Origin of the sequence: Mycobacterium persicum (assembly GCF_002086675.1) — a bacterium.
GTDB lineage: Bacteria > Actinomycetota > Actinomycetes > Mycobacteriales > Mycobacteriaceae > Mycobacterium > Mycobacterium persicum.
Map to the genome: position 1 here is coordinate 1 of NZ_MVIF01000120.1, position 16,613 is coordinate 16,613.

The following is a 16,613-nucleotide window of genomic DNA, read 5'->3' on the forward strand; positions in this document are numbered from 1 at the left end:
GAGTCGGTGGGGCCGGTGGGGTCGGCCTGCTCTGGGGCAGCGGCGGCGACGGCGGCGACGGCGGCGCGGCCGGCCTCAGCGGCGGCGCGGGTGGATCCGGCGGCAAGGCCGGCATCCTGTTCGGCAACGGCGGCGGCGGCGGAACCGGCGGGTTTGGCGGCTTCAGCGTTGCGGGCCACGGCGGGGCCGGCGGGCTCGGCGGCAACGCCGGGCTGATCGGCAACGGCGGAAACGGTGGGGCTGGCGGGATTACCTCGGCCGCGGGCAGCACCGGCGGCAATGGCGGCGACGGGGGTGACGCCCGGCTGATCGGCAACAGCGGCAACGGCGGCAACGCCGGGACGGGCACCCAGATGGGCCTTGCCGGCACCGGCGGCGCCGGCGGCGAACTGTTCGGCGCCAACGGCATTGACGGCTTGACGTAGCGGTCCAACAGGCTGCGCCCCACCGCGACTCATTTGCTGCCGATCGGCCCCGCCCGCGCGGCGGCCCGGGCCACGCCGGCGAAAGCCACCGGAACCTCGACGGTGATCACCACATCGAGGTCCCGTACCGCACAGGCGGCGTCGCCCACCCCCATCGCCTGCGCCACGGCCGTTGCCCGTGCGCAGGCTGCGGGGCCACCATCCGGTAACCGCGCGGCCACCGCCAGCGCGGCCAGATCGGCGGCCGCCTGCGCACGATGCCGCGCCACGGCCACCGAGCCCAGATAGGCGCCCGCCCCGGCGACCCACAGCAGCGCGCCCACCATCGCGACCGCGAGCACGGTGGCCGAGCCACCATCATCGCGGCTCCGCAGCCGCCACCGCCTTAGCCGCAATATCCAAGGTAGGCAATAGCTTTGACCGAGCGACAACCGACGCGACAAGGAATTCGCCGTCTCGGCGCACCTCGATACGCGCCGCCGGCGGAGCGATTCGCCGGGCAACATCGACAGCCGAATGTTGATCCCCGCGCGCGGCCAGTCGAGCGGCCTCACGGGCGGCGTCGATACAACGCAACTGCATCGACACCGCCGTGAGACCGGCCATGCACAGCACCAGCACCACGACCAAGGTGGCGATGGCCAGAGCCGCCTCGACGGTGCTCGATCCGGCACTCGACGCTAAGCCTTGGTGCTCAGCGCGCGGCCGATGATGTGGTTCAGCGCCGACACCACCGAGTCGCCGGTGACAACGGTGTAGAGGATCGCGCCGAATGCCGCCGCGGCGATGGTCCCGATGGCGTACTCGACGGTGGACATGCCGGACTCGTCGGTCACCAGCATCGCCATGCGTGCCGTCATCACCTGAAATATGTTGGCCACCAATGCATTCCTTTCGTTGCGACTTCACATCAGACCCGAGTCAAGTACTTTTCCGGCCAACCCGGCCACCACCGGGACAAGGCCAAGACATACGAAAGCCGGCAGAAAGCACAGTCCCAGCGGACCGGCGATCAGCACCCCGGCTTGTTGGGCGCCGGCGGTGGCCGCGTGCGCGGCGTCCTGGCGGGACTGCGCGGCCAGTGCGGCGACGCCGTCGGCCAGCGCGGCGCCCGAGGACGCCGAGCGCCGCGCCAGCCGCAACAGCGCATCGAGATGCGCATCGGCGGCGCCGGGTGGCAGGTCCGGCGGTAGCGACCAGGCGATCGACGGGTCGGCCCCTAACGTCAACAAGTCGGCGGCGCGGGATAACTGCTGCGCCAGTCGCGGGGGCGCCGAGGGGGCCGTCGCGGCCGCGGCAGCGGACACCGCCATGCCCGCGGCCAGGCACACCGCCAGCACGTCCAGGCTGGACGAGAAGGCCAGCGGATCCCGGTCTTGCGCCGGCCGCGGCCGCATCCGAGGCGCGCGAGACGGCGTCCCGGCGCGGGCCCGAACCACCGTCGGGCCCACTCCGGCCAACAACGCCGCGGCCAGCAACACTGCCGCGGTACTCATGGCGCCACCCGATCGGTGATCCGGTCCGACCACAACAGTCCCGCGCAGACCAGCGCAACACCAACCACCAATAGCCATCCGCCCGCGTGCCCGTTCAGCAGGAAGCTCAACGGTCGCGCCCCGATCAGCTGACCGAGCAACACCCCGAGCAGGGGCAGGCCGGACAGAATGTTCGCGGTTGCGCGCGCGCCGGCCAGCCCCGATGCCACGCTTGCCGAAAAACGTTGCCGCTCAACAATGTCGCGTTGGGCAGCTCGCATCAAGGTGGCGATGGCCAGGCCGTGATCGCTGGCAAGTTGCCAGTATCCGGCGAGTCGCTCCCAGTGGCTGGGCAGAGCTGACATCCCGGCAGCCGCGCGCAAGCCGCCCGTGACGTCTGCACCCAGTCGGGCCCGCGCCGCCACGGCGCGCATGGATGCGGCAACCGCACCCTCGGTTTCGTCGGCGGCGGTGCCGAACGCCCGCACCGGATGGATGCCCACCCGCAATTCGCCGACCAACACATCCAGAGCTGCTTCCAGCGACTTCGCTTCCCCGATGGCGCGCCGACGGCGACGGTGACGACGGTAACGCAGGGTCGCCGTGAGGCCCACCACCGCGACGGCCAGGACGGTCGTCAACGGCAACGCCACGACGGCGCCTACAAGGACACCGCCGCCGACCCAGAGAACCCACCGTGCTCGCAGCGGACCTTGTCGACGGAAGGAACGACAGATAAGCCACCGCCGCGGCGGCGACGGCGCGACCACAAGCGCCGAAGCCAACGTCAGCGACGCCACCGCGAGGCCGTTCATGCTGCCATCCGGCTTTGTAGCAAGCTGCGCAAATCGGCTGCGCCGTCGGCCAATCCGCATTCGGCATGCCATGCCGGCATCGCCTGGACCAGGCCGCTGTCGGTTCGGCGCAGTAGGGCGATCTCAGTCAGCCGGCGTCGACCCGCCTGATCGCGCGTGACGTGCAGCAGCACCTGGACCGCGGCGGCCAGCTGGCTATGCAACGTCGCACGGTCCAGGCCGCCGAGCGCGCCCAAGGCCTCCAACCGGGCGGGAACCTCACCGGGGTTGTTGGCATGCACGGTGCCCGCGCCTCCGTCGTGGCCGGTGTTCAAGGCGGCCAGCAGGTCCACCACCTCGGCTCCCCTGACCTCGCCGACGACGATGCGGTCGGGCCGCATCCGAAGTGCCTGCCGGACGAGTTGGCGCATCGTGACCTCACCGGCGCCTTCGACGTTCGCGCATCGGGCGACGAGCTTGACCAGGTGCGGATGCCGGGGAGCCAGCTCGGCGGCGTCTTCGACGCAGACGATTCGCTCGGCGCCGGAGACGGCGCCCAGCATGGCAGCCAGCAGGGTTGTTTTTCCGGCGCCGGTGCCCCCGGACACCAGGAAAGCCAGGCGAGCGGCGATGATCTGGGTGACCAGGTCGGCGGCCTGCGGTGCTATCGCGCCCGCGGCGGCCAGCGCCGTCAGATCTTGCGTGGTGGGCCGCAGCACCCGCAGTGACAAGCAGGTGCCCTCGACCGCCACGGGCGGCAGCACCGCGTGCAGGCGTACCGTCAACCCGGCGGCGCCGATCCCGCTCAGCTGCCCGTCCACCCATGGTTGCGCGTCGTCGAGGCGGCGACCCGCGGCCAGCGCCAGCCGTTGCGCCAATCGCCGCACCGCCGCCTCGTCGCTGAACCGAATCTCACTGCGCCGCAGACCGTTTCCATCGTCAACCCACACTGCGTCAGGCGCCGTGACCAGGACGTCGGTGGTGCCGTCGGCGCATAGCAGGGGCTCGAGAATGCCGGCACCGGTCAGTTCGGTCTGCAGCACTCGAAGGTTGGCGAGCACCTCGGTGTCACCGAGCATCCCGCCGGATTCGGCGCGGATCGCCGCGGCGACCACGTTGGGACGCAGCGGTGCGGACTCGGTAGCCAGCCGCTCGCGGACCCGTTCGATCAACGATCCGGTCACGCGGCCCTGCCATTCAGCCCGCCCTGCGGATGTCCCAACGCCGCCAGGACCCTCCGGGCCGCCGCGGCCAGCGCCGATCGCCGTCGCAATCGAAGGCCACCGTGTTCCAATTGCCCGGCGAGGCGCGGCTGAGCTCTCATCGACGCCAGCAGGGGGACGCCGGCGATGTCGGCGACCTCCGCTGCTCGCAATCCCCCGGGTGACGGCCCGCGCACGACCAGCCCCAGGTTGGGGTTGATCGCGGTCAGCACCGGAACGATCGCGGCGGTGGCCGCGCAGGCCCGGACATCGCTGGGGCAGACGAGGACGACGAGGTCGGCGGAGTCCAATGCGGCGTGGCTCGCGTCGGTCATCCGCCGGGGCAGGTCGCAGACCACGGTGACTCCGCCGCGCCGGCCGGCGTCGACGACCGCTTCCACCGGCGCGGCGTCCAACTCGCAACCGCGGCGGGTGCCCGAAAGCATGCTGATCCCCCGATGTCTCGGCAAGGCCTCAGATACGGCCGACCAATGCAGCCGGCCACCCTGCAAGGCCAGGTCGGGCCACCGCACGCCGGGTGCTGATTCGCCGCCGACCAGCAGGTCGATGCCACCTCCCCACGGATCGAGGTCCATCAGCAGCGCCTGGGCGGCACTGTGGGCCAGGGCGACCGCGAACAGCGATGCCCCGGCACCCCCACGGCCTCCGATGACGGCGACGACTTTCCCGCGGATGCCCTCGTCGCGCGCCGATGCGGCGGCGTCGGCGAGTTCGCGGATCAGTTCGTGTTCGTGCTCGGGCATCCGCACCACCCGCTCGGCGCCGACGGCGATGGCCACCGTCCAGGTCGCCGTGACAGGTTCGTCGCCGGTCAGCACCCAGACATGGGAACGCCGCGGCAGGGCAATCCGGCCACAACGCTCGGCCGCCGCTTCGTCGAGCACCACTGCGGCCGCTGCGGACCAGGTCTTTCTGGTCACCGATCCGCTGTGGACAACCCGCACACCCACGGCTGCGGCGATCCGGTCCAACTCGTCGCGCAGTTCACCGGCGGTCAACATCGCCAACACTCCGGGACCAAGGGATTGGGTCACTCCCCCACCCTGCGGGGCCGCCGGTGTTGGACACCAGTCCCGCGGCGCAATCTGTGGATAGGGACGCGGCTGTGCATAATCACGCCGGCCGCCCGCTCACATCGGATGCGGACCGGAGGCTTCGCGAAGGTCTCCGCAACGTCTATCGAGCCGGGCTCAATGCCGCGTCCCGCAGATTTGCCCCAGAAAAGGGACGACCCCCGCCAGGGGGGGAGGAGGCGGAGGTCGTCGTGCTTCAGCCCCGGGGGGTCGGGCTGATGCACCCTCGGCTCAGGGCCGAGTAATGCTTACTATACACATGCCAGATGGCATTCACGCAAGTAATTGCACAAGCGAAAAAATACGGCCTGAGCCGTGTAAACGTGGCGCACAAAGCGACAACATTTGTTGTCATGGAGCCCTTCGGACACAAGATCACGGCGTGCCGGGCGCCAACCTATGCTGGATTGGTGACCGTACCCGACCCGGCCGCCCCGCAGCAAACCTCACCCCGGTCAGCCGACGCGCCGCCCGCAGAGGTGCGCACCGCCGCTTTCTTCGACCTGGACAAGACCATCATCGCCAAGTCCAGCACACTGGCGTTCAGCAAACCCTTCTTCGCGCAGGGGCTGCTGAACCGCCGCGCCGTGCTCAAGTCCAGCTACGCGCAGTTCATCTTCCTGCTCTCCGGCGCCGACCACGACCAGATGGACCGGATGCGTGTCCACATGACCAACATGTGCACCGGGTGGGACGTGGAACAGGTGAAGTCGATCGTCAACGAGACGCTGCACGACATCGTCACTCCCCTGGTCTTCGCCGAAGCCGCCGACCTCATCGCCGCCCACAAGCTGTGCGGCCGTGACGTCGTGGTGGTCTCCGCCTCGGGTGAGGAAATCGTGGCGCCGATCGCCCGCGCGCTGGGGGCCACTCACGCGATGGCCACCCGGATGGTGGTGCAAGACGGTAAGTACACCGGTGAGGTCGCGTTCTACTGCTACGGCGCGGGCAAGGTGCAGGCGATCCGCGAGCTGGCCTCCCGCGAGGGCTACCCGCTGGAACACTGTTACGCCTACTCCGACTCGATCACCGACCTGCCGATGCTCGAGGCCGTGGGCCACCCCTCGGTGGTCAACCCCGATCGCGGCTTACGAAAACTCGCCGTCGACCGCGGTTGGCAGGTGTTGTCCTTCTCCCGGCCGGTCTCCCTGCGCGACCGGATCCCGGCCCCGTCGGGCGCGGCGATCGCCACCACTGCCGCGGTGGGAGTCAGTGCACTGGCCGCCGGAGCAGTCAGCTACGCGCTGCTGCGCCGCTTCGCTTTTTAACCTCCGCGACCATGCGGCACTGGTGTCCCAGTGTCACCAATCGTCTCGATAGCAAACACCTTGGGCCACAATCAAAAGTTGTCACAGAATTTTCACGCAATTAGGCCTTGCTGTGGTCAGGGTCTAGTAGTACAAATGGAGTCACGGAAGCCCGGTGAGGCCAAGGTCGATCCGGAAGAGAAGGTTCGTTCTCCCGACCCGGGCGCCCAGCACGGTTCCCGGCACCCACGCGGAGTCATAGCCGCGATAATGGCAGAAGTGTTGCGGGCCTGCGTAATTGCGAAGTGCAGATGGTAGCGACGGTCCTTTGGGTGGGGCTGCAGCCGGAAGTGTCGCAAAAGCGCCGAGGCCAACCCACGCAGCCCCGAAATGCACGCTTGGTAACCGAGAACCGTGTTGGCGGGCGGCGATTCGAATCTTTCGGTCGCCGCCCGCTTCGCATTTCTGCGAATAATTCGCTTTTGTAGTCCTGTGTAGTCCCGCCAGCTATCTGCGCGGCAATGCCTCGGCGATCGATAGTGCCTCGTGCGCCCCGGCCGTCAGCGCCCGGCAACACAGCACAAGCCAGGCCGCCACACCGTCGGGCTTGCCGTCGGCGAATCTGCGCGCGGAGTCACGGTAGCTCGCGGGTTGCCGCATCCAACTCACCTCCGGCACCCCGAGTCCGTGCGGGTCCAGTCCCGTGGCGATCGTCACCAGCCGCGACACCGCGCGCGCCACCACGCCATCGGCATGGCCAAAGGGCTTGAGCGTCAACAGTTCTCCGTGTGCGACTGCGGCGACCACCGGTGCCGACGCCTGCGTCGGACGAGTCATCAGTTCGGCGAGCAACTCCAGCCGACGACCGATCCCGGCCTCGGCCCGTGGACGACCCAACGTGTCGTCGTGGACCAGGCCGGCGGCCGCCAACGTGTGCAGGCGGGCCAGTGCCTGCAGCGGCGCCTTCTGCCACACACCGACCAGCTGGCCCCCGCCGCCCTCCAGCGCCTGTGCCACCCGCAGCGCTCCCCCGAACACGGGGTCGCCGGCGGCACCGGCCTCGGCCAGGTCGTCCAGCCGGGCCGGACTCCCGTCGAGCACCGAGGAAGCCCGCGCCGCCCGCAGCGCCGCCTCGGCGGCGGTGACCGGCCACCCCCGCAGGTTGGCCCGGTGCCGGTGGGCGCGGCCCAACGCCGCGCGGGCGCGGTCGCTGGCGTCGGCGACGCCGGGCAACTCCATCAACGCAGCCAGCGGGTCACCCGTCACAGGTTCCCAACCTAACGGGACGCCGCCGCGGCCCCGGGTATGGCCTCCAGCAACTGCCGGGTGTATTCGTGGCGTGGCCGGGCGAAGACCTCGTCGGTGGTGGCGTGCTCGACCACCCGGCCGGCGCGCATCACCAGCACGTCGTCAGAGATCTGCCGGATGACGGCCAGATCGTGACTGATGAATAGGTAGCTCAAGCCCAGGCCCGCCTGCAGCTCGGCCAGCAGATCCAGGATCTGGGCCTGTACCAGCACGTCGAGCGCCGATACGGCCTCGTCGCACACCAGCACCTCGGGCCGCAGCGCCAACGCCCGGGCGATCGCGACCCGTTGGCGTTGACCGCCGGACAGTTCCCGGGGCAGCCGGTCCAGCACCGACGACGGCAGCGCCACCTGGTCGAGCAACTCGCGCACCGCCTGGCGGCGTTCGCTGCGGTCCCCGACCCGATGGATACGCAACGGTTCCTCGATGCAGCGAAACGCCGAATACCGGGGATCCAGGCTGCTGTAGGGGTTTTGGAACACCGGCTGCACCCGCCGGCGAAATGCGAATGCGCGGGCCCGGTCCAGCCCGTCGATGTCCTCGCCGTCGAAGACCACCGTGCCCGACGTCGGCTGCAGCAGACCGAGCACCATGCGCGCCAGGGTGGATTTGCCGGATCCGGATTCGCCGACGACTGCCAACGTGCTTCCCCGCCGCAGCCGAAACGACACCGAGTCGACGGCACGGAACTCCGTACGCCGCCAGGGCACACCCCGCACCTGGGGGTAGGTCTTGGTCAGCTCCGAGACGACGACGATGTCATCGGCTGGCCCGGGCGGCTGCGGCCGGCTCAGTGCCGCACGGTTGGGTGCCGGCCGTCGCGCCGTCAGCGACGGAGCGGCGGCCACCAACCGCCGGGTGTACTCGTGCTGCGGGTTGCGCAGAATACCCTGTGCCGCACCGGATTCCGCTACCACCCCGCGGTTGATGACCACCACGGACTCGGCCCGCTCGGCCGCCAGCGCCAGATCATGAGTGATCAGCAGCAGCGCGGTGCCCAGTTCGTCGGTGAGCCGCTGCAGATGGTCGAGGACCTGACGCTGCACGGTCACGTCGAGCGCCGACGTCGGCTCGTCGGCGATCAGCAGCCGCGGCCGCCCGGCCAGCCCGATGGCGATCAAGGCCCGCTGACACATGCCGCCGGACAATTGGTGTGAATAGCGCTGGGCGTTGCTACCCGGATCCGGCATGCCGGCCTCGCCGAGCAGCTGCACCGCCCGCCGTCGGGCATCGCGACCGGAGGTGTTGGCCCGCAACGCCTCCCGGACCTGGAAGCCGACCTTCCAGACCGGGTTGAGATTGGTCATCGGATCCTGGGGCACGTAGCCGATCTCCCGGCCGCGGATCGCGCGCATCAGCCGCCGGTCGGACGCCGTGAGCTCGCGCCCGTCGAAGACGATGCGGCCGGCCGTGATTCGCCCACCGGGCGCCAGCAGGCCCAGGATCGCCGCGGCCAGGGTGGACTTGCCCGATCCCGATTCGCCCACCACCGCCACGGTTTGACCGCGAAGGACCGTCAGGTCGATACCGCGCAGCGCCGGCTCGTCCGCGCCGAACCTGACGTCCAAGCACTCGACCGACAACAACGGCGGCGCGCCGGCGCTCATGCCCGCCACGCTCGCGAGGCCGGGTCCAGGGCGTCCCGCAGCGCGTCGCCCATCATCATGAAAGCCAGCACCGTCATCCCCAGCGCGCCGGCCGGATAGAACAGGATCGGCGAGCCCGCCCGCAGCCGCATCTGCGCGACATTGATGTCGCTGCCCCACGACACCACCGACGGCGGCAGTCCGACCCCAAGATAGGACAGTGTGGCCTCGGTGACGATGAAGATGCCCAGCGCGACGGTGGCCACCGCGATTACCGGACCGACGGCATTGGGCAGCGCGTGCCGAAGCAGGGTCTGAAACCGGCTCAGCCCCAATGCTTTAGCCGCGAGCACGTAGTCGCTGCCGCGTACCTCGAGCACCGAACCCCGCGCCACTCTGGCGATCTGGGGCCAACCGAACAGCGCCAGGATGGCGATCACCGTCCAGACCGTGCGGTGGTGCATGACCTGCATAAGCACGATCGCGGCCAGCAGCAACGGTAATCCGAAGAACACGTCGGTGATCCGCGAGATCACCGCGTCCAGCCAGCCGCCGTAGAAGCCGGCCAGCGCACCCAGCGCGGTGCCCACGACGAACACCGCGAAGGTCGCGCCTAGTCCCACCATCACCGATGCCCGCGCTCCGTAGACGGTGCGCGCGTAGATGTCGTGGCCTTGCAGATCGGTGCCGAACCAGTGCGCGGCCGACGGCGCGAGCATGCTCTGACCGGGATCGGCGTAGGTCGGGTCGGCGCCGGTGAACAGACCCGGAAACGCCGCAACGACGAGAATGAGCAGGATCAGGGCGGCGGCGACGACGAACTTCGGCCGCCGGCGCAGCCGGCGCCAGCTGTCGAGCCAAAACCGGCCGGGCTCAGCCATATCGGATCCGCGGGTCCAAGGCGGCATACAGCAGGTCGACCACCAGATTGGTGATCAGATAGATGACCACCAGCACCGTCACGATCGCCACCACCGTCGGGGCTTCCTGTCGGGTGACCGCCTGATACAGCACGCCGCCCACACCGTGGATGTTGAAGATGCCTTCGGTCACAATGGCTCCGCCCATCAGCGCACCCAGATCCGCGCCAAGAAACGTCACCACCGGGATCAAAGAGTTGCGCAGGATGTGCACCGCCACCACCCGTGGCCGCGACAACCCTTTGGCGGTGGCGGTGCGAACGTAATCCGCGTGGGCATTGGCCGCGACCGCCGAACGGGTCAGCCGCACCACATAGGCGAAAGACACCGCACCCAACACGATCCCGGGCAACAACAGCCGGCCCAACGTCGCCCGCCCCCCCACCGTCACCGGCGCCAGCCCCAGCTTCACGCCGAACAGGAACTGCGCGAGAAAGCCGAGCACGAATATCGGGACCGCGATGATGATGAGCCCGGTGATCAGCACCGAGGCGTCGAACAGCCCGCCCTGGCGTAGACCCGCGATCACGCCGAAGCCGATACCCAGCACCGCCTCCACCACCAGCGCGATCAACGCCAGTCTGATGGTGACCGGAAAGGCATGCGCCAGAACGGAACTGACGGGCAGACCGGAATAGGCGCGGCCCAGATCGCCGCGCAGCGCACCGCCCAGGTAGCGCAGGTATTGCACCAGGAACGGGTCGTCGAGGTGATAGCGGGCGCGCAGCTGCGCGGCCACGGCGGGAGTCAGCGGCCGGTCTCCGGCCATCGCGGCCAGCGGGTCGCCCGGCAACAGGAACACCATGGCGTAGATCAGCAGCGTCGCGCCGAGGAACACCGGCACCATCGCCGCGATCCGCCGCACCAGGTACCAACCCATGTCAGGCCTTGACGATGTTCTCGTAGTCGGGCAGACCGTTCCAGGTCACGTGGACATTGCTCACCTCGGTCGACCATCCGACGACGGCGATATTGTCCCACAACGGAACAACGGGCATGTCGTGGAACAGGATTCGCTGCGCGTCGTTGACCAGCAGGTCGGCCTCACGCAGGGTGGGCGCGGCTTCGGCTCTGGCCAGCGCCGCGTCGAATTCCCGGCTGGAGTAGCCGACGTCATTGGAGCCGGCGCCGGTGGTGTACAGCGGCGCGAGAAACTCGATCATCGAGGGATAGTCCCCTTGCCAGCCGGCGCGGAATGCGGAGTTGATGGTGCGGTTGGTGATCTGGGTGCGGAAACCCGCGAACGTTGGCTGCGGCGCGCCGACGGCATCGATGCCCAACACGTTCTTGACGCTGTTGGCCACCGCGTCGACCCACTCCTGGTGGCCGCTGTCGGCGTTGTAGGCGATGGCGTATTGGCCGCTCCACGGCGACATTGCGTCGGCCTGGGCCCAAAGCTGACGGGCCCGTTCGGGGTTGAAGTCCAGCGCGTCGCTACCGGGTATGTTCGGGTCGAACCCCGGCAGTGAGCGGGCGGTGAAATCGCGGGCGGGGCTGCGGGTTCCGTTGAAGATCTGCTGACAGATCTGCGGACGGTTGATGGCCGCCGACAACGCCAACCGGCGCAGCCGGCCCTCTTCACCACCGAAGTGCGGTAGCCGCAGCGGGGTGTCCAGAGACTGGTTGACCGCCACCGGCCCGCTGGTCGCGTGGACACCGAGGTCACGCCGGTAGATGGTGAGGGCGCTCGACGGAATCGTGTCCAGCACATCAAGATTGCCGGACAACAGGTCCGAATAGGCGGTGTCGAGGTTGGCGTAGAACTCGAACCGCAAACCCTTGTTTCGCGGTTGCCGGTTGCCGTGATAATCGGGGTTGGGCACCAGATCGATCTTGACGTTGTGTTCCCACGCCGGACCGTCGGCACCGTTGTCCAACTTGTAGGGGCCGTTGCCTATCGGATTGCGGCCGAACGCCGCCATGTCACGAAATGCGGTGTCGGGCAGCGGATAGAACGAGCTGTGGCCCAGGCGCAACACGAAGTCGACGGTCGGCGCCTTGAGCCGCACGCTGAACTCGAGGTCGTTGAACACCCGCAACCCGGACATGGTGGTCCGCTGCGCGTCGCCGGCGGCCACCTCGTCGTATCCCTCGATCGGGCTGAAAAACTGCTGCTGCAGTTGGGCGTTGGCGGCCAGGGCGCCATAATTCCAGGCGTCGACGAACGAGTGGGCCGTCACCGGTGAGCCGTCGCTGAACTTCCAGCCGGGTTTGAGGACGATTCGGTAGTTGACGTTGTCGGTGGTTTCGATGGACTGGGCCACCTCCGGTGACGGCTTGCCGGTGGCGTCGTAGGACACCAGGCCGGCGAACAGCCGGTCGAGGATGCGCCCGCCGTTGCTGTCGTTGGTGCCGGTCGGGATCAGCGGGTTGGGCGGCTCCCCGCCGTTGACCAACACCACATCGGGGCTCAGCAGGCCGCCGCCGCACGCCGTCACACCGGCTGCCACCAGCAGCACGGAGGCTACTGTGGCCAGCCAGGCCAGCGCGGCGCGCACCATGACAGCGACCCTAAAGCGTGCGGCCCCGCCAATCATGCGGGGCCCGGACGCCGCGGTGGCGCGCGTCGGCAAGCCGGCAGTGCCCTTCGGGTTTGACGTCCAATGCGCGCCGGGACGAGCCCCGACATCCTAGAATCCCGCGGATGACCGTCACATCTCTCGCCGCGCACGGGGGCGCCTTTCAGGCGGCGTATTTGACGGTGGCGCTCGTGGTTCCCACGGTGGGATGGATTGTGCTGATCGTCGGGCTGAAGCAACGCTCGCGCGGTCGTCCGCGACCCGGTGTCCGACGACCACCCCAACCGCCAAACCGGGGCAGATCGCCGGGCACCACGCTGATCGTCATCGGCACGGTGCTGCTGACGTTGGGTGTGCTGGCGATCTTCGGACGCCTGGCCAGTGCCGGTCCGAGAACGTCCGAGGGATCCCGCGGTGCGGAATTCGATTCGGGCACCGGGGTTCTCGCCTCCCCGATGGCCGGTGAGCCGACCACTGACGATGGTCGGCACGCGACGCGGCGGGCGGGCGGGCCACCGAATCTCGTGATTTGCGGTAATCGAGGTGTCTTTCCCGGATAATCACCGTCGTGCATGCACCCCAGGGGCGCCCGGCGCGGCGATGTGCCCGCCGAATGATCGCCACCTTCGCGATGGCCGCAACAAGTTGGGCCGCGACCATGCCGGGCCCCGCCGCATGGGCCGCGCCGGTTGACAGCAACGACGAACCGACGCCGTGCCGGGCGGAGCGCATCGCCGTGACCACCTCCCCGGGCCAGGCCGCTGTGGGCCACCGCGCGCTGAACCTGATATTCAGCCTTGCCGGCGGCGCGGTGCCGTGCACGCTGACCGGCTACCCCGGCGTCGACTCGGGCGCCGGCGGGCCCCTCATTCATGCCCAGCCCACGCTGCGTGGGTACATGGGCGGCTTGCCAGCCGGTGTCACGGTGCCGCCCACGGTCACCGTGTCGCTGTCGCACCAGGCGCAGAGCATCGTGGAGAGTATCGCCGTCGACGCCGGCGGGAGCCAATGCCCCACCTACACCGACCTGCTCGTCAACCCTCCCGACACCCCGGTGGTGCTCACCGTGCCGGCCACCATCGGTGCCTGCCAATTGCAGGTGCACCCCATCACCGAGGCAGCACCGCAACCCGGTGAGTCGGCTTAGCCCTAGCCGGACAGCCTCGGCCGGTCCGGCCGCATTCGCGCAGCGCTAGGCTCGACAGAGTGACCGAGACCGAAGTCCCGTCCGCCTACCCACCGCCGCAACACTTCGTCGACCAGGCGAACGCCCGCGAGGACTTGTACCGCCAGGCCGAGCAAGACCGCCTGGGCTTTTGGGCCAAACAGGCCGGCCTGCTGTCCTGGGCGACCCCGTTCACCGAGGTGCTGGACTGGTCGGACGCGCCGTTCGCCAAGTGGTTCGTCGGCGGCAAACTCAACGTCGCCTACAACTGCCTGGACCGCCACGTCGAAGCCGGCGACGGTGACCGGGTCGCCATCCACTGGGAGGGCGAACCCACCGATCACCGCCGCTCCCTGACGTATTCGGATCTGCTGACCCAGGTGTGCAAGACGGCCAACGCGCTCACCGGCCTCGGCCTGGTCGCCGGCGACCGGGTCGCCATCTACATGCCGCTGGTCCCCGAGGCCGTGATCGCCATGCTGGCCTGCGCTCGGCTGGGCATCATGCACACCGTCGTCTTCGGCGGTTTCACCGCACACGCACTGCGCGCCCGGATCGCCGATGCCCAAGCCAAGGTGCTGATCACCACCGACGGACAGTACCGGCGCGGCAAGCCGATGCCGCTCAAGGACGCCGCCGACGAGGCGGTCAACGACCCCGACAGCCCGGTCGAACACGTTGTGGTGGTGCGGCGCACCGGAATTGACGTGTCCTGGAACGACGATCGCGACCTGTGGTGGCACGACATCGTCGACCCGGCCGCAGCCGAACACCCGCCGGAAGCGTTCGACTCCGAGCAGCCGCTATTCCTGCTCTACACGTCGGGCACCACCGGCAAACCCAAAGGCATCCTGCATACCAGCGGCGGCTATCTGACCCAGAGCTGCTACACGATGCACACTATTTTCGACGTCAAGCCGCAAACCGACGTGTTCTGGTGCACCGCCGACATCGGCTGGGTCACCGGCCACACCTACGGCGTCTACGGACCGCTGTCCGCCGGGGTCACCGAGGTGCTCTACGAGGGCACCCCCAACACACCCGACGAGCACCGGCACTTCCAGATCATCGAAAGATACGGTGTCACAATCTATTACACCGCTCCGACACTGATCCGGACGTTCATGAAATGGGGCCGCGAGATCCCGGACTCGCACGACCTGTCAAGCCTGCGGCTGCTCGGGTCGGTCGGCGAACCGATCAACCCCGAGGCGTGGCGCTGGTACCGCGAAGTGATCGGCGCCGGGCGCACACCGGTCGTGGACACCTGGTGGCAGACCGAGACCGGCTCGTCGATGATCTCGCCGCTTCCCGGTGTCGCCGCGGCCAAGCCCGGGTCGGCGATGACGCCGCTGCCCGGCATCTCGGCCAAGATCGTCGATGACCACGGCGACCCGCTGGGCCCGGACACCGACGGCGACGAGCACGTCACCGGTTATCTCGTGTTGGACCAGCCGTGGCCGTCGATGCTGCGCGGCATCTGGGGTGACCCCGCGCGCTACCACTACGCCTACTGGTCGAAATTCGCCGACAAGGGCTATTACTTCGCCGGGGACGGCGCGCGCATCGATCCCGACGGCGCGATCTGGATTCTGGGCCGCATCGACGACGTGATGAACGTGTCCGGGCACCGCATCTCCACCGCCGAGGTGGAATCGGCGCTCGTCGGTCATTCCGGGGTGGCCGAGGCGGCCGTGGTCGGGGTTACCGACGAGACCACCACCCAGGCCATCTGCGCGTTCGTCGTGCTCCGGGCCAACTACCAACCGCACGACGGGACCGTCGAAGAATTGCGCTCCGAAGTGGCCCGGGAGATCTCGCCGATCGCCCGGCCCCGCGAGGTCCATGTGGTGCCGGAGCTCCCCAAGACCCGCAGTGGCAAGATCATGCGCCGGCTGCTGCGCGACGTCGCCGAAAACCGGGAACTGGGTGACACGTCGACGCTGTTGGATCCCGGTGTGTTCGAAGCGATCCGGGCCGCGAAATAGCCGTCACGTTCGACGCGCTCCGGACCACCAAGCCGCCGCGGTATTAACGGGATGCGAGATCGAGTTCGGTGATTGACGACAACGGCCGCTGTGGGTGGGCCGTCACCAACGTCAACAGCATTTCCAACTGCTCGATGACGGTTTCGATAACCGCGGGGCTGAAGGCGGCGGTGCGATATTCAACCACCCCGCTGATCCCGGCGGGCTCACCGGTATCGGTGAATTGTTCGGTAAGCGACAACAGGAAATTCATTCGCGCGGTTTTCGTGTGCACCGAAACGGGGGTGACGTCCAACTCGCCCAATACCAGCTCGGCGGGCTTGTTGTTCTGCCACGCCAGCACGACGTGAGTCAGCCCCCCCGGGGGTGCCGAGCGAGCGGCGTTGATCCGCTCGACGAGAACTCCATAGGGCATGTCCTGATGGTCGAACGCTTCCAGGCCGCGGGTGCGCACCTGGTCCAGCAAATGTGCGAAGTCGAGGTCACCGGTCACCTCGGTGCGCAGCAACATGATGTTGACGAAAATGCCGACCAAATCATCGAGCCTCGGGTGGCCGCGGCCGGCGACCACGATGCCCATCACGATGTCGTCGCGACCGGTGAGCAGGGCCAGCAGGGCGGTCAAGCCCGCCTGGACGACCATGAAGCTGGTGGCGCGGTGCTCGCGGGCCACTTGGGTGATCTGGCGGTGCAATGCGGCCGGCCACTGCACAGCGACCGTGTCGCCGCGGTTGTCGTGCGAAGTGGCGCCGGGGTGGCCCGGCGACAAGTCGAGAGGCGGGGGCATGCCCGCAAGCGCCTTCGCCCAGTAGCCCGAAGTTGCGACCGTCTGGATAGGTGATTTGGGCTTTGACGTGGGGTTTTGATGGTTTTGGGTGTTTTGGGTCTGA

17 protein-coding genes and 1 pseudogene are annotated in these 16,613 nt (G+C 68.6%); 5 read left to right on the forward strand and 13 right to left on the reverse strand.

Going from position 1 to position 16,613, the window contains the following annotated elements:
• Nucleotides 1-425: pseudogene (locus tag BST40_RS24650) on the forward strand (hypothetical protein); the annotation flags it as partial.
• Between the two features lie 29 nt (nt 426-454).
• On the opposite strand, the gene BST40_RS24655 reads toward BST40_RS24650, so the two are convergent.
• The 7 genes from BST40_RS24655 to ssd all read right to left on the reverse strand — a co-directional run bounded on the left by BST40_RS24655 (nt 455) and on the right by ssd (nt 4,918).
• The gene (locus tag BST40_RS24655) at nt 455-766 is read right to left on the reverse strand and encodes an Rv3654c family TadE-like protein (protein ID WP_244174481.1); all 312 of its coding nucleotides are present in this window, start codon (nt 764-766) and stop codon (nt 455-457) included.
• A 16-nt stretch (nt 767-782) separates the two neighbouring features.
• Complete coding sequence (locus BST40_RS32025) at nt 783-1,031, reverse strand: TadE family type IV pilus minor pilin (RefSeq protein ID WP_099225693.1); 249 nt, start codon at nt 1,029-1,031, stop codon at nt 783-785.
• Nucleotides 1,032-1,105: 74 nt separating this feature from the next.
• The gene (locus BST40_RS24660; RefSeq protein ID WP_075547891.1) at nt 1,106-1,285 is read right to left on the reverse strand and encodes a DUF4244 domain-containing protein; all 180 of its coding nucleotides are present in this window, start codon (nt 1,283-1,285) and stop codon (nt 1,106-1,108) included.
• 45 nt (nt 1,286-1,330) lie between these two features.
• The gene (locus BST40_RS24665) at nt 1,331-1,921 is read right to left on the reverse strand and encodes a type II secretion system F family protein (protein ID WP_075547861.1); all 591 of its coding nucleotides are present in this window, start codon (nt 1,919-1,921) and stop codon (nt 1,331-1,333) included.
• Nucleotides 1,918-2,715: a type II secretion system F family protein gene (locus BST40_RS24670; protein ID WP_075547860.1), complete on the reverse strand. Its 798-nt coding sequence runs from the start codon at nt 2,713-2,715 to the stop codon at nt 1,918-1,920. Before BST40_RS24670 ends, BST40_RS24665 begins: the two co-directional genes overlap by 4 nt.
• A complete protein-coding gene (locus BST40_RS24675) occupies nt 2,712-3,878 on the reverse strand; it encodes a TadA family conjugal transfer-associated ATPase (RefSeq protein WP_075547859.1) in 1,167 nt (388 codons plus the stop codon). Before BST40_RS24675 ends, BST40_RS24670 begins: the two co-directional genes overlap by 4 nt.
• Nucleotides 3,875-4,918, reverse strand: coding sequence for a septum site-determining protein Ssd (ssd, locus tag BST40_RS24680; protein WP_083156026.1), 1,044 nt, complete (start codon nt 4,916-4,918; stop codon nt 3,875-3,877). The genes BST40_RS24675 and ssd overlap by 4 nt, the downstream gene beginning before the upstream one ends.
• 482 nt (nt 4,919-5,400) lie before the next feature.
• On the opposite strand from ssd, the gene BST40_RS24685 reads away from it, so the two are divergent.
• On the forward strand, nt 5,401-6,258 hold the full coding sequence (locus BST40_RS24685) for an HAD-IB family hydrolase (RefSeq protein WP_075547890.1): 858 nt from the start codon (nt 5,401-5,403) through the stop codon (nt 6,256-6,258).
• 486 nt (nt 6,259-6,744) lie between these two features.
• On the opposite strand, the gene BST40_RS24695 is transcribed toward BST40_RS24685, so the two are convergent.
• The 5 genes from BST40_RS24695 to BST40_RS24715 are packed head-to-tail and all read right to left on the reverse strand — an operon-like array spanning nt 6,745 to nt 12,552.
• A complete protein-coding gene (locus tag BST40_RS24695) occupies nt 6,745-7,503 on the reverse strand; it encodes an oxidoreductase (protein WP_083156030.1) in 759 nt (252 codons plus the stop codon).
• A gap of 11 nt (nt 7,504-7,514) precedes the next feature.
• Nucleotides 7,515-9,152, reverse strand: coding sequence for a dipeptide ABC transporter ATP-binding protein (locus tag BST40_RS24700; RefSeq protein WP_083156042.1), 1,638 nt, complete (start codon nt 9,150-9,152; stop codon nt 7,515-7,517).
• Complete coding sequence (locus BST40_RS24705; protein ID WP_371687271.1) at nt 9,149-10,039, reverse strand: ABC transporter permease; 891 nt, start codon at nt 10,037-10,039, stop codon at nt 9,149-9,151. The genes BST40_RS24700 and BST40_RS24705 overlap by 4 nt, the downstream gene beginning before the upstream one ends.
• On the reverse strand, nt 10,005-10,931 hold the full coding sequence (locus BST40_RS24710; RefSeq protein WP_083156032.1) for an ABC transporter permease: 927 nt from the start codon (nt 10,929-10,931) through the stop codon (nt 10,005-10,007). The genes BST40_RS24705 and BST40_RS24710 overlap by 35 nt, the downstream gene beginning before the upstream one ends.
• Before the next feature lies 1 nt (nt 10,932).
• Nucleotides 10,933-12,552 carry a peptide ABC transporter substrate-binding protein gene (locus tag BST40_RS24715; RefSeq protein WP_083156034.1) on the reverse strand — a complete coding sequence of 540 codons (1,620 nt, stop codon included), beginning with the start codon at nt 12,550-12,552 and terminating at the stop codon, nt 10,933-10,935.
• A gap of 143 nt (nt 12,553-12,695) precedes the next feature.
• On the opposite strand from BST40_RS24715, the gene BST40_RS24720 reads away from it, so the two are divergent.
• From BST40_RS24720 to acs, 3 genes are all read left to right on the forward strand, one after another.
• Nucleotides 12,696-13,130: a hypothetical protein gene (locus BST40_RS24720; RefSeq protein ID WP_083156036.1), complete on the forward strand. Its 435-nt coding sequence runs from the start codon at nt 12,696-12,698 to the stop codon at nt 13,128-13,130.
• A 98-nt stretch (nt 13,131-13,228) separates the two neighbouring features.
• Complete coding sequence (locus BST40_RS24725; RefSeq protein ID WP_082275486.1) at nt 13,229-13,717, forward strand: DUF4232 domain-containing protein; 489 nt, start codon at nt 13,229-13,231, stop codon at nt 13,715-13,717.
• Between the two features lie 59 nt (nt 13,718-13,776).
• Nucleotides 13,777-15,723 carry an acetate--CoA ligase gene (acs, locus tag BST40_RS24730; RefSeq protein ID WP_075547851.1) on the forward strand — a complete coding sequence of 649 codons (1,947 nt, stop codon included), beginning with the start codon at nt 13,777-13,779 and terminating at the stop codon, nt 15,721-15,723.
• A gap of 43 nt (nt 15,724-15,766) precedes the next feature.
• On the opposite strand, the gene BST40_RS24735 is transcribed toward acs, so the two are convergent.
• A partial coding sequence (locus BST40_RS24735; RefSeq protein WP_244174483.1) for a condensation domain-containing protein occupies nt 15,767-16,613 on the reverse strand: 847 nt, incomplete at its 5' end.